General features: G+C 46.3%; 25 protein-coding genes and 1 tRNA gene. 20 read left to right on the top strand and 6 right to left on the bottom strand.

Annotated features, from left to right (window positions below; translation table 11 throughout):
- Positions 1–6: 6 nt before the first annotated feature.
- From CEW91_RS09235 to flgA, 6 genes are all read right to left on the bottom strand, one after another.
- A tRNA-Arg gene (locus tag CEW91_RS09235) sits at positions 7–80 on the bottom strand.
- 40 nt (positions 81–120) lie between these two features.
- On the bottom strand, positions 121–1,284 hold the full coding sequence (locus CEW91_RS09230) for a flagellar assembly protein FlgT (protein ID WP_088768683.1): 1,164 nt from the start codon (positions 1,282–1,284) through the stop codon (positions 121–123).
- Between the two features lie 113 nt (positions 1,285–1,397).
- Entirely contained in the window at positions 1,398–1,877 is a 480-nt protein-coding gene (locus CEW91_RS09225; protein ID WP_058579535.1) for an LPP20 family lipoprotein, read from the bottom strand.
- A 58-nt stretch (positions 1,878–1,935) separates the two neighbouring features.
- Entirely contained in the window at positions 1,936–2,337 is a 402-nt protein-coding gene (locus tag CEW91_RS09220) for a flagellar protein FlgN (RefSeq protein ID WP_088768682.1), read from the bottom strand.
- Entirely contained in the window at positions 2,337–2,660 is a 324-nt protein-coding gene (gene flgM, locus CEW91_RS09215) for a flagellar biosynthesis anti-sigma factor FlgM (protein ID WP_088768681.1), read from the bottom strand. Before flgM ends, CEW91_RS09220 begins: the two co-directional genes overlap by 1 nt.
- A 90-nt stretch (positions 2,661–2,750) precedes the next feature.
- A complete protein-coding gene (flgA, locus tag CEW91_RS09210; protein WP_088768680.1) occupies positions 2,751–3,476 on the bottom strand; it encodes a flagellar basal body P-ring formation chaperone FlgA in 726 nt (241 codons plus the stop codon).
- A gap of 163 nt (positions 3,477–3,639) precedes the next feature.
- Here flgA and CEW91_RS09205 point away from each other — a divergent pair, with 163 nt between their 5' ends.
- The 20 genes from CEW91_RS09205 to CEW91_RS09110 all read left to right on the top strand — a co-directional run bounded on the left by CEW91_RS09205 (position 3,640) and on the right by CEW91_RS09110 (position 23,598).
- A complete protein-coding gene (locus tag CEW91_RS09205; RefSeq protein WP_088768679.1) occupies positions 3,640–4,572 on the top strand; it encodes a chemotaxis protein CheV in 933 nt (310 codons plus the stop codon).
- Between the two features lie 96 nt (positions 4,573–4,668).
- Positions 4,669–5,502: a CheR family methyltransferase gene (locus tag CEW91_RS09200; RefSeq protein WP_088768678.1), complete on the top strand. Its 834-nt coding sequence runs from the start codon at positions 4,669–4,671 to the stop codon at positions 5,500–5,502.
- Between the two features lie 95 nt (positions 5,503–5,597).
- A complete protein-coding gene (gene flgB / locus CEW91_RS09195; protein ID WP_088768677.1) occupies positions 5,598–5,999 on the top strand; it encodes a flagellar basal body rod protein FlgB in 402 nt (133 codons plus the stop codon).
- A 15-nt stretch (positions 6,000–6,014) separates the two neighbouring features.
- Complete coding sequence (flgC, locus tag CEW91_RS09190) at positions 6,015–6,467, top strand: flagellar basal body rod protein FlgC (protein WP_058579528.1); 453 nt, start codon at positions 6,015–6,017, stop codon at positions 6,465–6,467.
- Positions 6,468–6,481: 14 nt separating this feature from the next.
- Positions 6,482–7,165: a flagellar hook assembly protein FlgD gene (flgD, locus tag CEW91_RS09185; RefSeq protein WP_088768676.1), complete on the top strand. Its 684-nt coding sequence runs from the start codon at positions 6,482–6,484 to the stop codon at positions 7,163–7,165.
- A gap of 15 nt (positions 7,166–7,180) precedes the next feature.
- Positions 7,181–8,530 (top strand): flagellar hook protein FlgE, encoded by a 1,350-nt coding sequence (gene flgE / locus CEW91_RS09180; RefSeq protein ID WP_088768675.1) that lies wholly within the window; start codon positions 7,181–7,183, stop codon positions 8,528–8,530.
- Positions 8,531–8,654: 124 nt separating this feature from the next.
- On the top strand, positions 8,655–9,398 hold the full coding sequence (gene flgF, locus CEW91_RS09175; protein ID WP_088768674.1) for a flagellar basal-body rod protein FlgF: 744 nt from the start codon (positions 8,655–8,657) through the stop codon (positions 9,396–9,398).
- Between the two features lie 37 nt (positions 9,399–9,435).
- Positions 9,436–10,224, top strand: a complete 789-nt coding sequence (gene flgG, locus CEW91_RS09170; protein ID WP_088768673.1) for a flagellar basal-body rod protein FlgG — start codon at positions 9,436–9,438, stop codon at positions 10,222–10,224.
- A 26-nt stretch (positions 10,225–10,250) separates the two neighbouring features.
- Positions 10,251–10,925, top strand: a complete 675-nt coding sequence (gene flgH / locus CEW91_RS09165) for a flagellar basal body L-ring protein FlgH (protein WP_088768672.1) — start codon at positions 10,251–10,253, stop codon at positions 10,923–10,925.
- A gap of 16 nt (positions 10,926–10,941) precedes the next feature.
- On the top strand, positions 10,942–12,036 hold the full coding sequence (locus CEW91_RS09160) for a flagellar basal body P-ring protein FlgI (protein ID WP_420038567.1): 1,095 nt from the start codon (positions 10,942–10,944) through the stop codon (positions 12,034–12,036).
- 12 nt (positions 12,037–12,048) lie between these two features.
- Complete coding sequence (gene flgJ / locus CEW91_RS09155; RefSeq protein ID WP_088768670.1) at positions 12,049–13,008, top strand: flagellar assembly peptidoglycan hydrolase FlgJ; 960 nt, start codon at positions 12,049–12,051, stop codon at positions 13,006–13,008.
- A gap of 93 nt (positions 13,009–13,101) precedes the next feature.
- Complete coding sequence (gene flgK, locus CEW91_RS09150; RefSeq protein ID WP_088768669.1) at positions 13,102–15,129, top strand: flagellar hook-associated protein FlgK; 2,028 nt, start codon at positions 13,102–13,104, stop codon at positions 15,127–15,129.
- A gap of 28 nt (positions 15,130–15,157) precedes the next feature.
- Entirely contained in the window at positions 15,158–16,366 is a 1,209-nt protein-coding gene (gene flgL, locus CEW91_RS09145) for a flagellar hook-associated protein FlgL (protein ID WP_088768668.1), read from the top strand.
- Between the two features lie 234 nt (positions 16,367–16,600).
- Positions 16,601–17,572: a flagellin N-terminal helical domain-containing protein gene (locus CEW91_RS09140; protein WP_088768667.1), complete on the top strand. Its 972-nt coding sequence runs from the start codon at positions 16,601–16,603 to the stop codon at positions 17,570–17,572.
- Positions 17,573–17,726: 154 nt separating this feature from the next.
- Positions 17,727–18,707, top strand: a complete 981-nt coding sequence (locus CEW91_RS09135) for a flagellin N-terminal helical domain-containing protein (RefSeq protein WP_088768666.1) — start codon at positions 17,727–17,729, stop codon at positions 18,705–18,707.
- A 181-nt stretch (positions 18,708–18,888) separates the two neighbouring features.
- Positions 18,889–19,284: a flagellar protein FlaG gene (locus CEW91_RS09130; protein ID WP_157776080.1), complete on the top strand. Its 396-nt coding sequence runs from the start codon at positions 18,889–18,891 to the stop codon at positions 19,282–19,284.
- Between the two features lie 11 nt (positions 19,285–19,295).
- Positions 19,296–20,708, top strand: a complete 1,413-nt coding sequence (fliD, locus tag CEW91_RS09125; RefSeq protein ID WP_088768664.1) for a flagellar filament capping protein FliD — start codon at positions 19,296–19,298, stop codon at positions 20,706–20,708.
- Positions 20,709–20,737: 29 nt separating this feature from the next.
- Positions 20,738–21,166, top strand: a complete 429-nt coding sequence (gene fliS, locus CEW91_RS09120; protein WP_088768663.1) for a flagellar export chaperone FliS — start codon at positions 20,738–20,740, stop codon at positions 21,164–21,166.
- The gene (locus tag CEW91_RS09115) at positions 21,166–21,459 is read left to right on the top strand and encodes a hypothetical protein (RefSeq protein WP_088768662.1); all 294 of its coding nucleotides are present in this window, start codon (positions 21,166–21,168) and stop codon (positions 21,457–21,459) included. Before fliS ends, CEW91_RS09115 begins: the two co-directional genes overlap by 1 nt.
- A gap of 69 nt (positions 21,460–21,528) precedes the next feature.
- Complete coding sequence (locus CEW91_RS09110) at positions 21,529–23,598, top strand: motility associated factor glycosyltransferase family protein (protein ID WP_088768661.1); 2,070 nt, start codon at positions 21,529–21,531, stop codon at positions 23,596–23,598.
- Positions 23,599–23,609: the final 11 nt, after the last annotated feature.

Below are 23,609 nucleotides of genomic sequence, written 5' to 3'. Positions count from 1 at the left end.
AGCTTGCGTCCCCGGCAGGAGTCGAACCTGCGACCTATTGCTTAGGAGGCAATTGCTCTATCCAGCTGAGCTACGGGGACGTCCGCGAATTATGCCAGAACCGGCAGACGGTTTCATCCCCTAGTCAATGGGGACAACCCAGTCTCTCACCTGCACGTTATGCAACATGTTACCGCTGGTTAGCCTAGCGACAGCTGTGCTTTGTTGAACTTGCTGAACTTCCACCTCAAACTGGCTGACTTCCCATTTTTGGCGGAAGCGGCCCTGGTCGTCGGTAAAGTGGCTTGGGTGGATAACTTTTAACTTATCGCCGACGTTCACACCATGCTGTTCGCCCAAATTAAACTGGACGGTTTTGTCATCGACCGCAATGACCCGACCTCGCACCGGTTTACAGAGCAGCTTTTCTTTAACGCCACCGGCTAAATCCTCTAGACCACTGGCAAGAGCAGCGCCAAACGGTTCATCCCAGAAGTTTGCGGTTGCCACGTCGACGGTGGCGGAACGATCAAATGTCCAGGGCTGAGTGTCTTCGACTCGAGCGCGAGTTACAAGTTGCCCCGTGCTGGCATCCATTAAATATAGGGTCAATGCATAGTGGCGATCGGGCGTTGAAGACCATAACCAGCCTGAGTCGGTATTCATCATAGCTAAGTCGTCAAACAAGCCAAACACGACGAACTGACTGTCGTTAGCCAGTCCTAAACTACGTGCCATACGCCCCAGCTCTTCCAGGTTCAGGCCACTTAATGCGTCGTTTAGACCCGCGTGACGTTGTAAGGTGTGGGCAATATGAATTTGACTGCCGACGCCACCTAGTGTGCGCGAAAAGCGCTCAGCAGACACTTCGCCGATATCCCAGATTTGGCCCCAGGTGCCATGGGCGCGGTCGCGCAGCTCAAACGGGACAATAGTGACGGAATTTTTATAGCTACTGCGGGCGCATTCGCCCTCGCGGTTCCAAATGTCTGCGCGTAGTAAAACCACGACACGATCGTCCCGAACTTCCTCTCGCACGATAGAAACTTGATCGACATTGCCACGACTGGTCCACTGGGTTTCTGTGTTACTCAGGACGCCATCAACCACCTGCTGAATGCTGCTGATACTGCCACCAGAAGAGAGGAGAGCTTGTTGAAGGGCGCTTTCAATGGCTTGCTGGCGCGCCTTTTCGACATCACCATTCACAATGCGAGCCGTACCTTGTGCTTCAATCCAGCGGGCGCTGCTTGGAAACGCAAGGAAAATAAGTGATGCGAGTAAAAGCAAGGTCTTCCAGTTCATGTGTCGTATCCCAGATTCATCCAAAGTGTCGATTTATTGTCGGTCTTTGTCTTATGTGGCTTTCTCTGAAATTAACTGCAAGAACCCTGCCAAACTACAGGTTAAAAGCGCTCTTAATAATAAACAACGCGTTTTACTTTTTGCTGGCGATTAGTACTTTGATACAAGCGGTGAACTTTTTCGAAGTCTAATCGCAGTTCTGTTGCGTAATACTCGCCAACAGTATACGTCTTCACGACTTCGGCGCCACGAATGACGCCGTCAACCGATGCTTGAAAGCTGTCGTTATTCAACGCCCAGTCTTCCACCGAGCTGCTGCCGGCAATTCGTTGCCCATACACTTGTTCCGCAAGTTCGCGATACGCAGCCAGCTTAGAGGCGCGCATCGCGTTTAGGTCTTTCACTTGAGCCGAGTCACCTGATTGCTTTTCAATAGGCGCATAGCCAACCGCGTTTAATACCGGAAAGGTGTCAGGCGTTTGAGTTTCCCATTCGACGTGCTTTTGATCGTACACCAAGTTGTTATAAGCCGCACAGCCACTTAAAACCATTGATGAAAGGACAATACCCAGTGTCAAAATTTGCTTTGTCATAACGACCCCTACGGACTAAAACGTACTAATCGTTATAACGGCTGAAACGCAGAATTCTTTAACGAATTTTGCCTTTACTGTTGTAGGTAAGAGAGTCTTTGCGGGCTGACTGTAAAATACTTTGCTTGAGCTGATCAATGCTGTTCAGAGTGGACTGAACAACACGCTCATTGACTTGGTTTTGGTGCTGGATATTGGCAAGGGTTTGCTTGATAGACTCAACTGCAGTGGCTAACTGAGGGTCTTCTTTCAACGTGTCTTTATCGGGGTGCTCTGACAACAAAGTGTCGAGGCGTGTCACTTCGGCCAGAGCTTTTTCTTTTTCGGAAGTAATAGCAGGAACGTCGGCATGCTCGCGATCGACAATGGCATTTAGCTCACGCTGTTGCAGCAAAGCCAGCCTATCTAGCGACTCCGCCATGTCATCAAGCAATTGGTTGACCGACGCGACTTCTGTCATTATTCGTCGTTACCGCCAGCGAAAAGATCAGATTCAAACTGAGCAAGTTTTGACGCTAACTGCTCAACATTAATTTTGTATGAGCCGCTTTCAATTTCCGCTTTAATTCTGTCCACTTTAGCTTGGTCGATACCACTGCTGTTCATGGCCTTTTCCTGCAATCCGCCCAGTTGTTGCGCTTCGCTGGTCAAGGAAACCGCGTCACCGCCTTTTTGAGAAACCGATGCAGAATTACCCGCCGGGTCGTTTTGAACCTGGCGATTGCTTGATTTGTTATCGATACTGGTGTTTTTCAGTCCAGCATTATTAATGTTAATAGCCATTGTGTTGCCTCGCTAGATAGTAAGTCTCGGTTACTTATCGACCATATCCGAAAAAACTTAACTAAAAAATCCACTTTTTTGTAAAGTATTTTAAAGGTTGACGGTAACCTCGTTCAGCCCTGTCACAACCGCTTCTATCGACTTGCCTGAGCGGGCGTTTTTCACGACAACGGATTCGCCTTTTAAGCCGTCAGCTAACGCTTTTCCGTCAGCGGTAATTCTTAATGCTTTATTTTTAGCAACTATTGTAACCGTTTGGTCCTCACAAACAAGACAGGTATCGCTTGGTCGAATTGCCTGACCGGCGCCAATGCGCTTTTTGACGCGAGCGCCAACCAATAGTTCCTTCGTTGTATAAACGTTTGAACGTATTTGGTTTAGGTCGACTTCGGCAAAGGTCAAATCACTTTCGCTAATCATTTGACCCGGAGACATAGGACCTGATGCGGTGACCACATTTTTATAACGGTAAATTCTGACCGGCACATAGGTTCGCCAACCGTTTGCGGTAGCACACTTAATTTCTACGGTGGTGTAGCCATCTAACCGTGCATTGCTTGCTAAGTCAACCTCTGGCGCCGCTGAACATCGCTTTGCTGTCATTCGGGGATCCAGGTTATTCGCAACAACGTCAATGCGACCACTTTCAGGCGCGCTGACCTGAGAGCGAACAAAATCATGCGCCAGAGTCTGTAATGCCTTATAATCGAGGCGTACGTCATTACTTTGTGCCAGCGCATTATTTGGGGTAAAGCCCAAGAGCAAAATCGTTATTGCAAAAAGCGAACTGATCAACAGCGATTTACGTACTATCATAAAAATATCCTGACGTTATCTACTAAGGTTATCTGGCTGCCTGCCGAAAAAAACGGTATAACGTCAAAAGTTCGGCGGCTCGACCAATACATATTTTGCTAATAGTAGTTTAAGCAAATACCGTGCCGAACAAAGGTAGCCTGCCATATTACAGGAGTGAAGCATGGCCAGTATTCTCGATTCAGTGAATCAGCGCACACAAATGGTCGGACAAAACCGACTGGAGTTATTGTTGTTCAGGTTAACAGGGAAACAACGCTTCGGAATTAATGTGTTTAAGGTCAGAGAAGTTTTACCTTGTCCTAAGTTAACGGCAATGCCAAATCGAAACCCGCTTGTAAGAGGTATCGCGCATATTCGAGGTCAGGCTATCTCCATTATTGATTTGAGTATGGCAACGGGCGGTCCGGCCATTACGGACATTGAAAACCGCTTCGTCATTATTTCTGAATACAACAGAACCGTTCAGGGATTTCTGGTCGGTGGCGTTGACCGCATTATGAACATTAACTGGGAAGATGTTATGCCCCCCCCCAAAGGGGCAGGACGTGACGCTTATCTGACCGCAGTGACAGAAATTGAGAACGAGTTGGTTGAAATTATTGATGTCGAGCGCATTTTAGCTGATATCGTACCCATTAACTCCGATGTGAGCGAAGAGGTCGCTAACGCAGAGATCAATGTCGCTAAAGAAGACTTGACGATTCTCATCACTGACGATTCGTCTGTGGCTCGTAATCAAATAAAACGCGCTTTGCAATCTTTAGGCATTCACCTTGAAGTCAGGAAGAACGGAAAGGAAGCACTCGAGTATCTGAAAGATAAAGCAAAAGAACTGGGTGGTAGCGCACATACGCATGTGCCAGTTATTGTTTCCGATGTAGAAATGCCCGTCATGGACGGTTATACATTGACCGCCGAGGTAAAAGCCGATCCCGATTTACGTGATATTCATGTTATTTTGCACACATCATTGAGTGGTGTCTTCAATCAAGCTATGGTGAAGAAAGTCGGCGCCGATGATTTCATTGCAAAATTTCATCCCGATGAGCTGGCGACAGCCGTTCAAAAATGGCTTAATACTGTTGTAGCCTGATGCAATAGCATCAGGTGAAATGCCGTAGCCTGACGTAATAACGTCAGGCTACGGCATAGCAAAAGAACAAATTGAAACGGAAGCAGTTAATATAACGTGTCGAATCGCGAATTAAGTTTATCGGAATACCAAGAGTTTCGTCAGTTTCTGGAGCACCAGTGCGGTATTGTGCTGGGCGAGAGTAAATTGTATTTGGTCAAAAGCCGGCTCAGCCCGTTAATGGGGCGCTTTAATATTGACTCGTTGTCAGAGTTGGTAAAGCGCTCTATGAAAATAAGTGAACGTGCCCTACGGGCGGCGGTTATTGACGCCATGACAACAAATGAAACCTTATGGTTTCGTGATACTTACCCCTTCCAAATTTTGCATGACCGCATTTTTGCTGAATACAAAAACCATACGGGACCGTTAAAAATATGGTCCGCAGCATGCTCATCCGGGCAAGAGCCGTACTCCATTGCCATTACTTATGATGAATTTAAAGCCAAGAATCCCGGCGCTCTCAGAGGTAGTATCAAAATAACGGCAACCGATATATCCAATAAAGTGCTTGAACAATGTGGCATTGGCGAATACGACAGCCTGGCATTAGCACGGGGCTTATCGGCAGAACGTCGGCAGAAGTACTTCACCGACGGTAGCAAGCCGGGATCGATGAAAGTAAGGGATAACCTAAAGACGCACATTCATTTCCGGCACCTGAACCTGCTGGACAGCTACTCATTGCTCGGCAAATTTGACGTTATTTTTTGCCGCAATGTGCTTATTTACTTCGCCCCGGAAGTAAAGCGGAAAATAATTGCCCAATTTCGGCAATCACTTAACCCGGGGGGCTATCTTATTCTCGGTGCCTCGGAGTCTATTTCGGGTTTAACCGATGACTTTGAAATGATCCGCTGCAACCCCGGTATTATCTACCGTCGTAAATAACGACGTCCCGTAGTTTCCTTTTCAAAAATAAGTGCCAGGACTTCTGGCACGATACCTGCATTGTCTTCACCATCGAACACTGTGGAGACAAAAAAATGGCACTTTCCATGGATAAAATTATGGGAATACAGCAACACACATTGGGTATACGCACCCAGCGTGCGGAGCTTATTGCCAATAATATCGCTAACGCAGATACCCCCGGTTACAAGGCCAAAGGGCTGGATTTTCAGCAAGCGCTGCAACAAGCACAGCGCGGCATCGAAACCCATAAAATGGCACGTACCCATGAAAAGCATTTTAACGTTGAGATAAAACCGCAGGGCACAGAGAAGTTTCGCGTGCCGAATCAACCCGATACCGGTGACGGTAATACCGTTGATGTGCAGTTGGAACAAAACTTGTATGCACAAAATGCACTGGAATACGAAATGACCATGAACTTCCTCGACGGGAAAATTAGTGGTGTTAAGAAAGCCCTTGGCGGCGGACAGTAGGTGAGGTGAAAAACAATGAGCCTATTTAATATTTTCAACGTGACCGGTTCGGCAATGAGTGCTCAGTCAGTGCGACTGAACACCACTGCCAGTAATTTAGCGAACGCGAACTCGGTCAGCAGCAGTATTGATGAAACTTATCGTGCCCGTAATCCGGTCTTTGCTACGGCGCTGGCCGACGCGCAGGGCGACTACCGTGGTAACAGCCTGACCAACCAGACGCAGGCTGGGCAAGCGGCCGGCGTCAAGGTACTGGGCATTGTCGAAAGCAATGATCCCTTGCAAGTTGAGTACGCACCCAATCATCCCATGGCGGACGAAAATGGCTACATCTATAAGCCGAACGTTAACACTATGGAAGAAATGGCCAACATGATTTCGGCATCCCGCTCGTACCAGACCAATGTTCAGGTGGCGGATACTGCCAAAACAATGACGCAGCGTTTATTACGTCTGGGTCAAGGGTAAGCAGGAGATAACAAATGGAAGGCGTAAGCAATAACTCCTACATCGACAGCATGAAATGGAAGAAGGACGAAGGCGCGAAATACGCTGATCCTGATGAGCAGCAAAAGCTTCAACAGGAAGACTTCTTCAAGCTGTTGACGGAGCAGCTGAATATGCAGGATCCGTCCAAGCCGGTCGAGAACGATCAAATGATTGCGCAAATGACCAGTTTCACTATGGCGGAAGGTATCACCGGTCTGTCAGAACGTTTTGACCAGTTTGCAGAAGATATGACGTCAAACCAGGCGTTGCAGGCGTCGACCATGGTTGGGCGTAAAGTGTTAGTGCCAACTGACCAGGCTAACCTGGAAGAGGGAGCTGGCGTCTCGGGCATGATAGCGACGCCACAAACGGCGCAGAATGTGAAGATTAACATCAAAGACTCTAGTGGCGCTGTAGTGAAAACCCTGAACTTGGGTGACATGCCGGAAGGCACCAAAGAGTTTGAGTGGGATGGAACCACGACAACGGGCGAACAGGCGCCGGCCGGTAATTACACATTCTCAGTGAATGCGACCGTTGGCGGACAAACCGAAGAGCTTCCATTGCAAATGCATGCGCGTGTTCAGAGCGTCAGTACGGGCGGTGAACGTGGCGTTGTTCTGAATCTTAAAGGATTAGGTGGCATCCGGCTTTCCGATGTCTCTGAAATTAGTTAACAGGTGAGGTGACCTATGTCATTTAATATTGCACTCAGCGGTATCAACGCATCTCAGAAAGACTTAGATGTAACTGCTAATAATATCTCAAACGTAAAAACGTCGGGCTTTAAACAGTCACGCGCAGAATTTGCGGACGTTTATGCCACCAGTATTTTTAATGCCGGTAACACGAAAGTCGGTGATGGTGTGTTGACGTCGTCAGTGGCGCAGCAGTTTAGTCAGGGAACACTAGACTTTACTGAAAACTCGCTGGATATGGCGATTTCAGGCAATGGTTTCTTTGCCACCACAGACGGCTTAGGCTCTCGCGATATGACTTACACGCGCTCGGGAGCATTTAAACTGAACGATGATAAGTTTATTGTGGATAATCAGGGAAACTTTCTGCAGGGGTACCAGGTTGACCGTAATAGTGGAACGAATTCATCAGTTGCCCTGGCAACCACTCAGCCTATTCGTATTCCTGATGTCGCCGGTGCGCCGCAAAGCACGGATAATGTCTTTACCGCATTCAACGTCGATGCGCGTCGTTCGCCTATTAATGGAGGAGCTAACCCATTTGATCCGGAAACACCAAGTACTTACCACAGTTCTACATCGGCTACCGTTTATGATTCATTAGGCGAGTCGCATACGTTGTCTACTTATTATGTGAAGCGCGATAATAACCAGTGGGATGTCTACGCGACTTTTGATGGTGACGAAATTGACATGACTCCTACAGGTACAGCAACAGCCTCGCCGGATGCGTCAGTCAATGGCTATGCTGGTTTACGAGTAGAGTTTTTAGGCAGTGGTGAACCGGATGTTCCGGCAGGGCAGAATACTTTTGACCCAGGCTCAATTGATTTGTCAGGCAACAACGTTGATGGCGACCCGTACCTGAATAATGGTGCTGATGCGCAAACTATCCAGTTTAACTTTCAGGATTTAACAGGAACCACAACGCCGACTCAGTTTGCGTCAGACTTTGAAGTAACCTCTTTGGATCAAGACGGCAGCACAGTCGGACGTCTGACGAATGTCGACATCGACAAGTCAGGTCTTATTGCTGCGACTTATTCAAATGGTGACGTTCAATACTTAGGCCAGGTTGCCATTGTTCGCTTTGCGAACGAGCAGGGGTTAACGCAAATTGGTGGTACCAAGTGGCGTGAAAGCATTGACTCGGGTGAGCCGCTGTCAGGCGAAGCCAATACCGGGACTTTTGGTGGTATAGAAGCGTCCGCGCTTGAAAACTCAAACGTGAACCTCACGAAAGAGCTGGTGGACTTGATTACCGCACAGCGTAACTTCCAGGCGAACTCGCGTTCGTTGGAAGTGAATAACACCATTAACCAGACTATCTTGCAGATTCGATAACTGAATTCGCTGGAAAATAAAAAACAAAAGACGCCTTCGGGCGTCTTTTTTTCGTTTTTGGCACGAAATCTGCATTGCATAGGGTAACGATCGAAAACGACAAAATTTTGGCTGGAGGTCAGCTATGGACAAAATGCTCTGGGTTGCCATGAGCGGCGCCAAAGAAAACATGAACGCAGTGGCGGTGCGGGCAAATAACCTTGCTAACGCTAATACCACTGGGTTTAAAGCCGACTTGCAACAAGCGCGTGCCATGCAGGCGTTTGGTGAAGGTTTGCCGACACGGGTATTTTCCATGACAGAAAGCCCAGGGCAGAACTTTGCCGCAGGCGGTTTGCAGACCACTGGCCGGAACATGGATGTTGCGATAAAAGATCAAGGCTGGATTGCCGTGCAGGATCAAAACGGCAATGAGCGTTATACCCGCAATGGCAGTTTGCAAGTGGGTACTGACGGGCTGTTACAGAACTCGCAGGGTCATACACTGATTGGTGATAACGGACCTATTTTTGTACCCCAGCCAGTCGACAAGTTAAGTATTGGTTCTAATGGCAATGTGACCATTCGTCCTATGGGCGCTCCAGAAAATGTCAGTGAAGTGATTGGCCGTATTAAATTGGTGAACCCACCAAACGGCAATATTGAAAAAGGCACAGATGGCTTATTCAAACTGAAAGACGACCAGGTTGCCTTTGCCGATGCCAATGTCAAATTACAGATTGGGGCGCTTGAGACCAGCAACGTGAACAGTGTCGAAGAAATGACCAATATGATTGCCTTGCAGCGCCAGTACGAAATGAACGTCAAATTAATGAAAACCGCCGATGAAAATGCGCAGCGCTCAGAATCGCTGATGCGCATCAGTTAACCAATATTGCGTTAACGGCGTATAGAGGAGACATAACATGAACCCAGCATTATGGATCAGTAAAACCGGACTGGATGCGCAACAGCGCGATATCTCGGTAATTTCCAATAACTTGGCGAACTCCAGTACCATTGGCTTTAAGAAAAGCCGCGCGGTGTTTGAAGACTTGCTGTACCAAAACATTAATCAGCCTGGCGGCCAGTCAGCTCAGGATACAGAGTTGCCGAATGGTCTTATGGTGGGCGCGGGTACCAAAGTTGTCGCGACACAAAAGGCGCATACTCAAGGTAACGTGCAGACCACCGACAATTCGCTGGATGTGATGATCGACGGCAAAGGATTCTTCCAAATTCTGATGCCGGACGGAACCATTTCCTACACGCGTAACGGTCAGTTTTCACTGAACGAAGACGGGGAAATGGTGACTTCGGGTAACGGCTATACGCTGGAACCTGCTATCCAAATTCCTGAAGACGCAATGTCCGTCAGTATTTCCCAAGAGGGTGAAGTGACGGTCACCCAACCCGGAAATCCGGACAATGTTGCCGTTGGCCAAATTAATTTAGTGAACTTTATTAACCCGGCTGGCTTAGAGCCGATGGGTCAGAACCTTTACCGAGAAACAGCGGTCAGCGGTGCGCCTTTAGAAGCGGTACCGGGCGTTGATGGCATGGGGAATACCATTCAGGGGGCTCTGGAAACCTCCAACGTGAACGTGACCGAAGAGCTGGTGAACTTGATAGAAAGTCAGCGCGGTTACGAGATGAACTCGAAAGTCATCTCGTCAGTTGACCAAATGCTGAGCTTTGTTACTCAGCAACTTTAATCGCGAATGAATAACAGGTGACTGTGATGCGTTACTTATTAGCAACTTTAGCAATTTTAGCGGTGACAGGCTGTGCAAGCTCACCGCATAAGCCAATGCCGGACGACCCGTATTACGCACCGGTATTGCCGGAAGAACGTGCACAGCCGGTCGTGCCAACTGGGTCGCTATTTCAGGACGCTTACGCTGACAACCTGTATTCAGATATCAAAGCGCGTCGGCTTGGCGATATTATTACGGTGACCCTGCAGGAACGGACAACCGCCAGTAAAACAGCGACGACCGAAACCTCGAAAGAAAGTACGGCAGAACTTGGTGCGCCCACCATGTTCGGACGGGATATTACCGTTGGAGGCAACCCGTTGTCTGCTGGGATTAACGGGACGCGGGACTTTAATGGCGACGCCAGTTCGGATCAAAGCAATCAACTTACCGGTGAAATTACGGTGACGGTGATAAAAGTACTGCCGAATGGCAACTTGATTGTGCGTGGTGAGAAATGGATGCGCATTAATACCGGCGACGAGTACATTCGTTTAACCGGCATGATTCGCCCACAAGACATCACCGCCGCTAATCAAATTCCATCGACTCGAGTTGCTAATGCGCGCATTGAATACTCAGGTACGGGTAGCCTTGCGCAAGTGCAGGAGCAAGGTTGGTTAACGCGTTTCTTTAACAGTCCAATTTGGCCGTTCTAAGGAGTTGGACATGAAAATGACACGACTGATTACCTTAACTCTGTGTTTAGTCTCGATGCTGGTCGCCCCTGTGCAGGCATCGCGCATTAAAGACATTGCATCGGTTCAGGGCATTCGCTCTAACCAGTTAATTGGCTACGGCTTGGTTGTGGGTCTGCCGGGAACGGGTGAGCAGACACCGTTTACCGACCAAACCTTCCGCACCATGTTAGGTAACTTTGGTATTAATATTCCGGCGGGGGAGCGCCCAAAAATCGATAACGTGGCAGCGGTTGCTGTGCACGCTGACTTGCCGGCGTTCGCAAAGCCGGGTCAGAAAATTGACGTGACAGTGTCCTCAGTGGGCAGTGCTGACAGCCTAACGGGTGGTACTTTGCTGCAAACCTTCTTAAAAGGCGCGAATGGTGAAGTCTACGCCGTCGCTCAGGGTAACCTTATTGTCGGTGGCTTGGGGGCTGAAGGTAATGACGGCTCGCGCATTGTGATAAACACACCAACCGTTGGCCGCATTCCCGGCGGCGGTATTGTTGAGCGAGAAGTGCGTACGTCTTTTGGCTCGTCAGACTATTTTACCTTTAATTTACATGAGTCCGATTTTACAACCGCTAAGCGTATGGCACAGACCATTAACAGTCTGGTGGGCCAGGGAGCGGCACAAGCTGTCGATGCGACTTCGGTTCGTGTTCGCGCACCACGGGATTTAAACCAGCGTGTTAGTTATATGTCCACACTTGAGAATTTAGAGGTGGAGCCAGCAGAGACTGCGGCGAAAGTCATCGTGAACTCGCGAACCGGCACTATTGTCGTCGGTCAAAACGTCGAGTTAAGACCAGCGGCCGTTGCGCATGGCAATATGCAGGTGACGATTTCTGAAAACGTCAACGTTGATCAACCGAATCCGTTTGGTGACGGTGAAACGGTAGTGACGCCGCAGTCTATTATTGATGTAAACCAAGACGACGCTCGTATGTTTGTGTTCCAGCCAGGTACAACGCTTAATGACCTGGTTCGTGCAGTGAATCAGATTGGAGCTGCGCCGGGTGACATTATTGCCGTGCTAGAAGCGTTGAAACAGGCTGGCGCGCTGAGCGGCGAACTCATTGTTATTTAAGCCGAGGCTGATATGACAAGCTCAAACGCACAATTCAAGCAAGCTGAATTAGCCATGGACACGCATAGCCTAAATGGCTTGCGGGAGCGTGCGTTTAACCCGGATGACAAGCAAGCCTTAATGGAGGCGGCGCAGCAGTTTGAAGCTATTTTTCTGAATATGGTCATGGGCAGTATGCGCAAAGCCAACGCCGTATTTGAAGAAGGCAACATGCTGGACAGTCGCTACACCAAGATGTACCGCGATATGTATGACCAACAGCTGACGTCGGAATTGTCCAGTCAGGGGTCGCTGGGTTTGGCCGAACTTATGGTCAAGCAGCTTGGTGGTGATGACAGTTATCAGCATGGACATCAGAACCGCTCCGGGGCGAACTTAGATGATCCGCGCATGAAAAACAGAGCGGAAAAACTGAGTGAACACGGTGGTGTCGATGCAGGACTTTATTACGGCAATAAGCGTGTTAATACCGCTAAGCTAAGCGATGGCGAAGCTCAATTTAACAGCCCTGAGAGTTTTGTCGCAGCGCTCAAACCGCATGCTGAGAAAATAGCGAAACAGGAAGGGCTGAACCCGAACGCACTTATTGCTCAAGCAGCTCTGGAAACCGGCTGGGGTCAGCGATTAGTACCGGGGCGCCATGGCGGCTCAAGTAATAACTTATTCAATATAAAAGCCGACCAGCGTTGGGCTGGGGAGAAATCTCATGTCAGTACACTGGAGTTTGACGGTGATGTTGCTCGCAAAGAGCGTGCTGCTTTTCGCTCATACTCTAACGTGGAACAGAGCTTGCAGGACTATGTTGATTTTATAAAAGGGCATCCGCGTTACCAGCAGGCGTTAGAGGTCGCTGATGATCCGGCGCAGTACGCTGAAGCCTTACAGTCAGCGGGTTACGCGACGGATCCTAAATACGCTCAAAAAATTCAGTCGGTGTTAAATAACCCGGCATTTGCGGACAAAGCAATTTAAAGCGTCTGCAATGGGCGGCAAAAAATTGCCGCCTAAACTAAACATTATTTACTCAGTGCCGATACAGGGCACAGAGTTACTGGAGAGACATCGATGAGTTTTGACTTATTACAGCTTGGTAAAAACGGGATTCTGGCACATCAGAAGAGCCTGCAGACAACCAGTCAGAACATCAATAATGCGAATACGCCGAGTTATGTGCGTGAGCGAACAGAGTATCTCGAGTCGTCTTATGGCGGTCTGGAGCGCGTTCGTGTGCAACGTATGATCGATGAGTTTGCTAACCGCCAACTTCGCACTGATATTTCTAAAGTGAGTTACTACGAGGCGAACCTGCAGCAAGCTGAACAACTTGACACATTGTTGGGTGATAGCACAACCAATGTGGCCTCCAGTGTCGAGAGTTTTTTTAATTCACTGCAAGATGCGAATAATGACCCGGGTTCTGTCACTGCACGTCAGCTGATTTTGGCCGAAGCCGACTCAATGGTTACTAAATTTAATGACTTCTCCGGTTACCTGGACGAGCAAAAAAGCATTATTAACGAGCGTATCAAGCTATCGACCGATCGTATTAACTCGATTGCAGAGAATATCGGTAATTTAAATGAGCGTATTTTTGCTTCCTCCGGTGATAGCGACGCCAACGGTGACACGAATGCATTAATGAACCAACGTGACGAGGAGCTCAGAAAACTTGCTGAGCTTATCGAGTTTAATGTGGTCAAACATGAGACAGGTTCGCTTAGTGTCAATTTAAAGAATGGACAGCCATTGGTATTGGAAGACGGTCGCTTTAATTCTGTTGCAGCGAAGAATAATCCCAATACGGAACGGTTAGAGTTCATTTTAGAAAAAGAACACGGTGCTGGTAAAAGAAGTGAGTTTCTTGTGCCGGTTGGTGATATCGGTGGCGAAGTCGGTGGTTATATGGAATATCGCGACGAGATATTAATGCCAACTCAGCGTCGTTTGGGTCAGTTAGCGGTTCGTATTGCTGATAGCTTGAACACCCAGAACCAAAAAGGTATGGACTTAGACAATCAGTTGGGACGTAAGCTGTTCGACTTGACGCAAACATCGGCTCAAGGTCTGGGGTACGACGAAAATACCGGCAACGCGACAGTGACCATGAATGTTCTTGAAGGTAATAGTGAGTCGTTTCCGTCTGAAAACTTACAAGTCACCATGACCAGTGCAACGGATTACGAAGTGGTCGCCGTTGATGCAACCGGTAAGCCGTTACCAGGTGCCGATGTTATCACGGGTACGGTTGACGGTGCAGGTAATGCCGATATTGTGCGTTATGGTGTGTCTTTAAATGTGGCTAATACTGCGAATGCCGGCGACAAGTTCTTGGTGAAGCCTGCAGAGAGTGCGGCGTCCGAGATAAGCTTGTCGGTTCGTCGCCCCGAGGATATAGCTTTGGCGAGTCCTGTGCGTGTTAGCGATAATCCTGATAACCAAGGGGCGGCGAGCGTTGAAATTAGCCAAATTAATACGCCGGATGAGCTCTATAACGCAACGAATGACGGACTTATTGGAACAGCCCCAGCAGAAATAGAAATTGTGTCGGTAACAGGTAATAACTATGAACTGCGGATGTTAGACCAGAATGGTAACCAAATCGGTGGCAATTATACGACATCCGATTTAAATAATGTGATTCAACAAGTCTACGATGATGCCGCCATCGGAATTGATGCCGATTACGACATTAATATTGTTGGAGAGCCAGTGGCCGGAGATAGCTACCGTATCGAATACAACTTGAACGGCTTCGATGATAACAGCAATGGTCAAGAGTTATCTGACTTACAACGCCAACAGCTGGTTCGCCGTGACGGTGCCGAGGATTTTGAACCGACCATGACGTTTAACGAAAGCTATGGACGTTTAGTTTCAGATGTGGGCAGTAAAGTCAGCCAAAACCGAGTGCTCAGGGACTCAGCCGTAGCGGTAAAAGCGCAGACTGAAGCCTTGTATGAGTCGCAAGCGGGCGTGAATTTAGAAGAAGAGGCTGCTAATCTTATTCAGTATCAGCAGGCTTATACAGCGTCCGCACGAATTATTACCACGTCGCAGACCATCTTTGACACGCTATTGCGGTCATTGGGTTAACGTTGGCAAGGTTAAGAGGTGAGATAAGATGAGATTAAGTACCAGTTTGTTTTATCAGCGAGCCCAGGACAGCCTGACAACGTCTCAGTCTCGACTGGATAAAGTGCAGCTGCAGCTGACCAAGCAGACCCGTATTCTGAGTCCGGCCGACGACCCAATCGGTAACTCACAGGTGTTGGCTTTGGATGAAAAGCTGGCGCAGAATGCGCAGTTTGATCGTAACTCAACGACGTTAGAAAACAACTTGCGTCGAGAGGAGAGCGTACTGTCGAACATGGTCGACTTTGTTCAAAAGGCGCGAACTTTGGCTGTTAATGCGGGCAACGGCAGTTTGTCGACGGAAAACCGGGAGGCGGTAGCATTGGAGCTGCGTAACATTGAACAAGCACTGTTTGATTTCACCAACGCGCAGGATGAGGCGGGTGAGTACATTTTCGCCGGTTATCAGAACCGTATTCAGCCGATGGAATACAACCAAGCGACAGAGTCATACTCATACAGAAGTGATGACGGTCAGCGCGAAATTCAGTTGTCTCCTAGCTTGTACTTACCGGCTGGGGATCCGGGTAGTAAGGTGTTCAATAACTTGTCGACCCGTGTGGATATTGACTTTACCAATGGTGATAACTTAGTAAAAAAATTAAGAGCTCCAGACCGAGAAGCTTTAAAAAATTACTGGGATGCGGGTAACACAGATACACAGTCGGCAAGAATAGAATTTGTTGGTGGTGATTATCAAATTCGCGATGGTGGAAATAATATTGTTCAAGGGCCGGTCGCTTACACTCCCGGAGATACTATCAATTATCAAGGGATCGAAATTGAAACTTCTGAAAATGTTGTTAATGGCGACGTTATAGACTTCGATATTGGTGAACCTGTATCTCGAAATATTCTCACCCAGATAGGGGATTTAGCTGATTCTTTGGAAAACTCAGGACCTGAAGGAAAAGAGTTTTTCAGAGAAGAAATAGCTTCATCATTGACTGCGTTTGATGATGCCATTTCAAGCTTGACAGACACTCAAGCAAAAATAGGTGCCCGACTTAATGTTCTAGAAAGCTCTCGGTTAAGTAATGCGGATATCGAGATCGTTAACAAGAAAGCGCGCGCAGATATCTCTGATGTTGATTATTCAACAGCGGTGACTGACCTTATTAAAAATGAAACTATTTATTCGGCAGCGCAGCAAGTATTTACTCGAGTCAGTCGTCTGAGTTTGTTCGATTACTTATAATTTCACTGCACCTGCCGTTATCGCGGCAGGTGCAGTGCATTATCAGGCAGAAATGTTGACCCTCACAAAAATCTGAACTTTTTTCACAAAAATATTAAAGCTCCTTAAATCTCTGCCGATACCTTTTCTGAGAGGAAATTTTAACCAGGTGAAACACGAAGCCGAAATAATTCCTCACGCTTGGCGACATTAACGAAAACCAGGCTTTAAAGAAGGTAACTGAGGAGCATTATTATGCCATTATATGTAAACACTAACGTCAGCTCATTGAACGCCCAGCGTCAGCTGATCAGCTCAGGTAACTCGCTTGACCAAGCATTTGAACGTTTGTCGTCAGGCTTCCGCATCAACAGCGCATCTGATGACGCTGCAGGCTTACAAATTTCAAACCGTCTTGAGTCACAGGTTATGGGTCTGAACCAAGGTAACCGTAACGCGAATGACGGTATTTCTTTGGCGCAAACTGCTGAAGGTGCACTGGACGAAGTAACTAACACCTTCCAGCGTGTACGTACTTTGGCGCAGCAAGCTGCTAACGGCTCTAATACGGATGAAGACCGCTTAGCGATTCAGGAAGAAATTCGTGTACTGATGAGCGAAGTTAACCGTATCGCAGAAGATACCACTTTCGGTGGTCAGAACCTGTTGAACGGTTCGTATGAAGCTAGCTTCCAGGTTGGTGCAGACGCAAACCAAACGATAGACTTCTCAATGAAAAATGTTGGGGGTAATGGTACTGCAAATAGCTTAACTGCAAACAGTGGTTTTACATTATCAGGTATTGCAGGAATTGCCTCAGTGGTAACTGGCGAATCGTTGACAGCGACATATGGTACGGCTACATTTACTGCTTCGAACAACGGAGCGTCTGCTCTTTCGTTTGCTGCTGTATTTGAAGCAGATGGTATTTCGGTCAGCACTCAAGAAGGTGCTCAAGCAGTTCTTGCAGGTATGGACTCATTGATTGCCGTTGTTGATAAAAAGCGTGCTGAACTGGGTGCGGTACAAAACCGTTTCCAATCAACGATCCGTAACCAAGGCAATGTTGCTGAAAACCTGGAAGCGGCGAAATCTCGTATCAAAGATGCTGACTTCGCGGCTGAAACAGCCAAGCTGACACAGGCTCAGATTCTGCAACAGGCTTCTCAGACTATTCTTGCACAGGCTAATCAGCGCCCACAGGCGGCGTTACAGCTTCTGGGCTAAAGATAAATAAGAAATTTAAAAGCCGGGTCATAATGTCCCGGCTTTTTTTATAAAAAAATGGAAAAACGGCTAAAGTTTGCCGGCTTTCAGCCGTTACCTTATACGAGGGTTATTTTTTGAACGAAATAACCTAAGTAAACAAAGGAGCATTATTATGCCATTATATGTAAACACTAACGTCAGCTCATTGAACGCCCAGCGTCAGCTGATCAGCTCAGGTAACTCGCTTGACCAAGCATTTGAACGTTTGTCGTCAGGCTTCCGCATCAACAGCGCATCTGATGACGCTGCAGGCTTACAAATTTCAAACCGTCTTGAGTCACAGGTTATGGGTCTGAACCAAGGTAACCGTAACGCGAATGACGGTATTTCTTTGGCGCAAACTGCTGAAGGTGCACTGGACGAAGTAACTAACACCTTCCAGCGTGTACGTACTTTGGCGCAGCAAGCTGCTAACGGCTCTAATACGGATGAAGACCGCTTAGCGATTCAGGAAGAAATTCGTGTATTGATGAGCGAAGTTAACCGTATCGCAGAAGATACCACTTTCGGTGGTCAGAACCTGTTGAACGGTTCGTATGAAGCTAGCTTCCAGGTTGGTGCAGACGCAAACCAAACGATAGACTTCTCAATGAAAACAGTTGGTGGCTCTGCGGTTTCTACAAACGGCGTAAGCGCTAACGGAGGATTTACCTTATCAGGTATAGCAGGCATTGCCGCAGAAGTAACCGGTGAAACGCTCATAAATTCATATGGTACTGCTGAAACATATAATTCGACTGCTATCGCTACATCTGCAGATGTTAATTTCGCCGGTGTTTTTACAGTTGATGGTATTTCAGTTTCAACCCAGGATAATGCTCAAGCGGTACTTGCAGGTATGGATTCATTGATTGCCGTTGTTGATAAAAAGCGTGCTGAGCTGGGTGCGGTACAAAACCGTTTCCAATCAACGATCCGTAACCAAGGCAATGTATCTGAAAACCTGGAAGCGGCGAAATCTCGTATCAAAGATGCTGACTTCGCGGCTGAAACAGCCAAGCTGACTCAGGCACAGATTCTGCAACAGGCTTCGCAGACTATCCTTGCTCAGGCGAATCAGCGTCCACAGGCGGCTCTACAGTTACTTGGATAATAATTCCAGCGACTTAGTCGTTTATAAAAAAACCAGAGCTTCTGCTCTGGTTTTTTTGTGTCTAAAAAAAGTACAAAAAAATGCTAAAGTTTCTATTACCAGAGGTCGATAACAAACAAGGATAAATGTTTTAAGTGCGCTTTTGTGCTTAAATAATAAAAACAGATTAATGGTGACCATTATGGCTGAGCTAAAATTTGATAGTTCTCCAGTTGCTTACAATGCATTGACAGAGAAAAGTCTTCCTTTGCAAGAAAAGAAAGACAAGGTAATAGATACTGTTCAGCAAATTAAGCAAGAAGGGCAAATAAAGACAGACAGTTCAAAAGTCGATGAACAGTCCGTAGCCGATGTTGTCGAAGAAATGAATCAATCTGACGCTATTCGAAATACGAGCCTTCAGTTTGTTATTGAAGAAAGGGGCGATCCGCCTGTGGTTAAAGTAATGGATAGAGACAGCGGTGAGATGATTCGGCAAATACCGTCAGAGCTTGTCGTAAAACTGTCTAAAGCTTTGGATGAAATGGCCGATAACAAAGGTAATACGTCAGGCTTTTTGTTTGACAAGCAAGTGTAAGGAGCATTTATATGCCGTTATTTACTTCTGCAGGTGTAGGTTCAGGGTTAGACCTAGAGTCGATAATTTCTTCGACTTTGCAAGCAACCAACCAACCCAAGCAAGCGCAATTTCAACGTCAGGAGTCTCGTTACGAGACAGAACTGTCCGCTTTGGGTGCAGTAAAATCGGCATTATCAAAGTTCGATGATGTAGTTAATAAATTAAGCGATAGCGACTTATTTGATAAACGAGTCGCGAACTTGACCCAACCCGAGTCCGGTGACTTAATTAGCTTTTCAAGTACAGATAATTCAACCAATGGCTCATTTGATGTAGAAGTTATTGCTCTTGCTCAAGGCTCGCGAGCGTTATCAGCGAATGGTGCATTTTCATCATCTGAGCAAGTAATCAATACAACCGAAAGTACTCTCAGCTTTGCCGCAGGTGATAAAAGCTTTGATCTTACTATTGCGGCTAACTCTACTTTGGAAGACATTCGTCAGCAAATCAATGACTCAGCGGATAACTTCGGTGTTACCGCTAACATTATTAATACAGGAACAGAAGCTAAGCTGGTATTTAACTCTAATGTTACTGGTACCGGTAATGACTTAAGCGTCACCAATGACAATGCAGAGCTGGATGCCTTATCAACTCAAGCATTTGGTGGTGGTGCCGGCGGGATGTCTATAGCTGCAGAAGACCAAGCGTCAGATGCGCAGATAAAAATTGATGGAATTGTCGCGACAAATGACTCAAATACGTTCACGGATGTTATTCAAGGCTCAACGATTACAGCGCTTAAAAAGAGCGAAAATAACGAAACGACTCAAGTCGACATAGCTCGAGATCGAGAGGGTGTCCGTAAGCTTATAGACGAGTTTGTGTCTGCTTATAATGGCGTTGTCGATATAATGGACAAAGCAACAGCGTTTGATGCTTCAAGTGGGAATTCAGCTCCGTTAAATGGTGACTCGTTGGTTAGAGGGTTGAAAAATCAGATGGTGAATGTCTTAACCAGTAACGTTGAAGGTGCTGGTGATTTTTCGAACTTATTTGATATTGGCTTAAGTCTAAATGAAGACGGGAAGCTGGAAAAAAACAATTTGGTTCGTAGCGTTGATGAAGCGATGGATCAAGACTTTAATGCGTTTGGAAAAATATTCTCGAACGAAAGCGGTATCGCAAGCCGTTTTGAAAGTCTAATGGATAATTATATTGAATCTCGAGGTGCTATCACTTTTCGAGAAGAATCCTTAAACCAGAACTTAGATCGTTTGGAAGAAGACAGACTTGATCATGACTACCGTATGCAGCAAATGGAAGCACGCTTGCGTGAGAAGTACTCTGGTTTAGATGTAATGCTTGCTCAAATGCAAAGCACACAAAGTTTTCTGTCAGCTCAATTAGGTAACTTACCTGGTTTTGGCGGTAAAGAATAAATTCACCTATTTAGGTATTGAGGTGCGAAATGAATAGGAAGTTAAAAGGTTATACGCAGAACTCACTAAGAGAGCGGGTGGCAGGTGCTGATCCGTACCAGCTTATCCAAATGTTAATGGCGGGGGCGTTAGATAACCTGAATTACGCAAAAGGCGCTATTGAGCGTAAGGATCTTGAGAAAAAGGGTCTATTTATTAGCAAGGCTTCCAATATTATTGAGTCTTTAAGAACGAGTTTAAACAATGATGTCGGTGGTGATGTTGCGAATAATTTAGGTCAGTTGTATTTATATATGAATGAGACCTTAGCTGATGCGTCGCGTAATAATGATATTGAAAAGCTAAACGAAGTTCACGGCTTGCTATCACAAATAAAATCCTCGTGGGATGCCATTCCTGTGTCTGCCAGAGAAGAGGCCGAGTCGCAGTCGAATCGAGCGTCTGCAGTTGGTGCGTAATGTCAGAGTCGCTTGACCAAGTTCTTGTCTTGATAAAGGAAGAGCTGGATGCGGAGGAGATGGATAAGACTCATATTGAGGAGCTTTTTCAGAAACTCCGCGATAAGATTGAAAGTGTGCTTGCGGATAAATCAAACTCAGTAGAGGAGAAAGAGACAAAACTCAGCATGGTCAGTGAGCTGTTAACTCAGTATGAGGAACAGGCGAGACAGCAGAGGACGCTTATCCAAGGCGGTCTTAAAAAGTTGTCTAAGGGTCGCCGTTCTCTCAAAGAGTATCAGGAAAATACATAAGTACAGGGCTTGAGTGCTAACTCCGAGTCGGGCTATAGTGTTGCTTAATGAACTAACGCGGTATATGCCATGGATAATATACAAGATCAACTTTCACAGTTGATGCAAAGACTAAAAGCCTCAGAAACTCAGATAGAGCGCGAAAAACTGTTTGCAGAAGAAGCCGAGCTTAGATTTCAATCCAACCTCGAAGCCTTTCAATCTTTCTATCCTAATATCGCTAAAAGCATTGAAGAGTTTCAGTCCAATGAGCCACTTCAATTGTTTGTCACCGAAACAGGCCATGGGAACATCCGGGAACATAAAACCGGAGTTGCCTTATATGGAAATGACCCTATCGCGCAAGTGGAAGAACAGGTTGAAAAGCACATCAAAAAGCCTGTTATAAATCATATTGATTTTTCATCATATGCCGAGGTTTCTGATGATGATGATCGGCTTCATGCTCGTCACCTAAAACAGTTAGGTATTTCGGTTAAAGAAGCAGGGAAATATGAAAGGTTAGATATGCTTCCGGACCGGTTTCCAACTGCTGTCATATTTGGTATCGGTTTGGGTTACCACTTACCGGTTTTATTGAATAGAACTCAATTTGACTATATTTACTTAATTGAACCTAGCTTCGAAAATTTTTACTGTAGCTTGTATTGTATTGACTGGAAGTCACTTATTGAACAAGTCGATGAGCAATATGGAGTTCTTATTTTTCAGTTAGGAGCCTCCTATCAGACGTTCATTGATGATCTCTATCGAGTTTCTCAGGATATCGGTGCGTTTTCCTTAACCAAATGTTTTTGTTATCAGCATTACCCATCACAAATTACCGGCGAGCTTATTACGCTGTTCTATCAGCGCCTGTTTGAAATGCACAGCGGATATGGTTTTTATAACGATGCGACAACAGCTATAGCTCACACTGTACATAACGCCAGTCACGGAATGAACCTTCTTAAGATAAGGGGGAATGCACTAAATAAGTTTCAGCGTTTTCCGATTTATGTGGTAGGGAACGGCCCCTCTCTTGATGAAAGTTTAGATTTTATAAAAGAAACTCAAGAGCAGGCGATAATCATTGCGGCAGGCACTGCACTGCAGACTTTACTTAAGCATGATATTGTCCCAGACTTTCACACATTGGTTGAGCGGCCTAAGATTACTTATGACATTTTATTGAGGTCGCTTCCTGCTGAGCAATATAAGAAATTAAACTTATTGACGCTGAACCTCATTTATCCGGATGTTGTGCCCCTATACCATTGGGTAGGAATGGCTGGAAAAGGCATTGATGCTGGGGGCGATTTATTAAACTTTGCTCTTCTCAATGAGAAAAATAAGCCTCTTAACTACTTATCATTCTGTAACCCGATGGTTGCGAATACGAGCTTGTCCTATGCTTTGCACCTAGGCTTCAAGCAAATATATTTATTTGGTGTTGATAATGGTTATGCCGCAGATGGTAGACACCATGCTAAAGATTCGGATTATTATAAAGGACCGTTAAAGTCTATAAAAATGCATAAAGCCCCTCATAAATTAGAAGGTAATTTTGGTGGTACTGTTATGTCGTCAAATTTGTTGGCGATGTCCGCCCGACAAATGGGAAGGTTACTTGAAAATTATGGTAAAGTTTTAGGGGTTGAATGCTACAACGTTGGCGACGGTGCTAAGGTCGAAGGTGCTTTACCCTTACATCCAAACCATTTACTGCCGGAGTTTTTTGATATTGATAAAAACCTAGTTGTCGAACACATTAAAAGTGACTTGTTCGATAAGTTTCAGTGTGAAGATTTCAGTAGATATTTAGACTTTGAGAAATACGATGAAATATGTGACCACTTAATTGAGATTAGTGGTGAGAAAGTCTATTCGCGTGAAGAAGCGTTAGATAATATTAGAAGGCAATCAAGATACCTATACAGTCACAGGGGGTCAACCTATTCACATCTTCATTATGTTCTTGAGGGTGAATTACTGTACTTTCATTGTCCTATGATATCGATTCTATTTTTGAATAATGATGAAGAGCACTGCGTTGAACATTTTAATGTTGCGATGCGTAAATGGATTGGCTTTTTGTCCGAAGCAAAAACTGATTTTAAGACGGCGTGGTTAGAGAAATGTACGATGTCTGCTGAATAAAAAAGCATATT

The organism is Idiomarina piscisalsi, assembly GCF_002211765.1.
GTDB lineage: Bacteria > Pseudomonadota > Gammaproteobacteria > Enterobacterales > Alteromonadaceae > Idiomarina > Idiomarina piscisalsi_A.
Note: the sequence above shows the minus strand (reverse complement) of the source record. Positions and strands in the feature narration are given on the sequence as shown.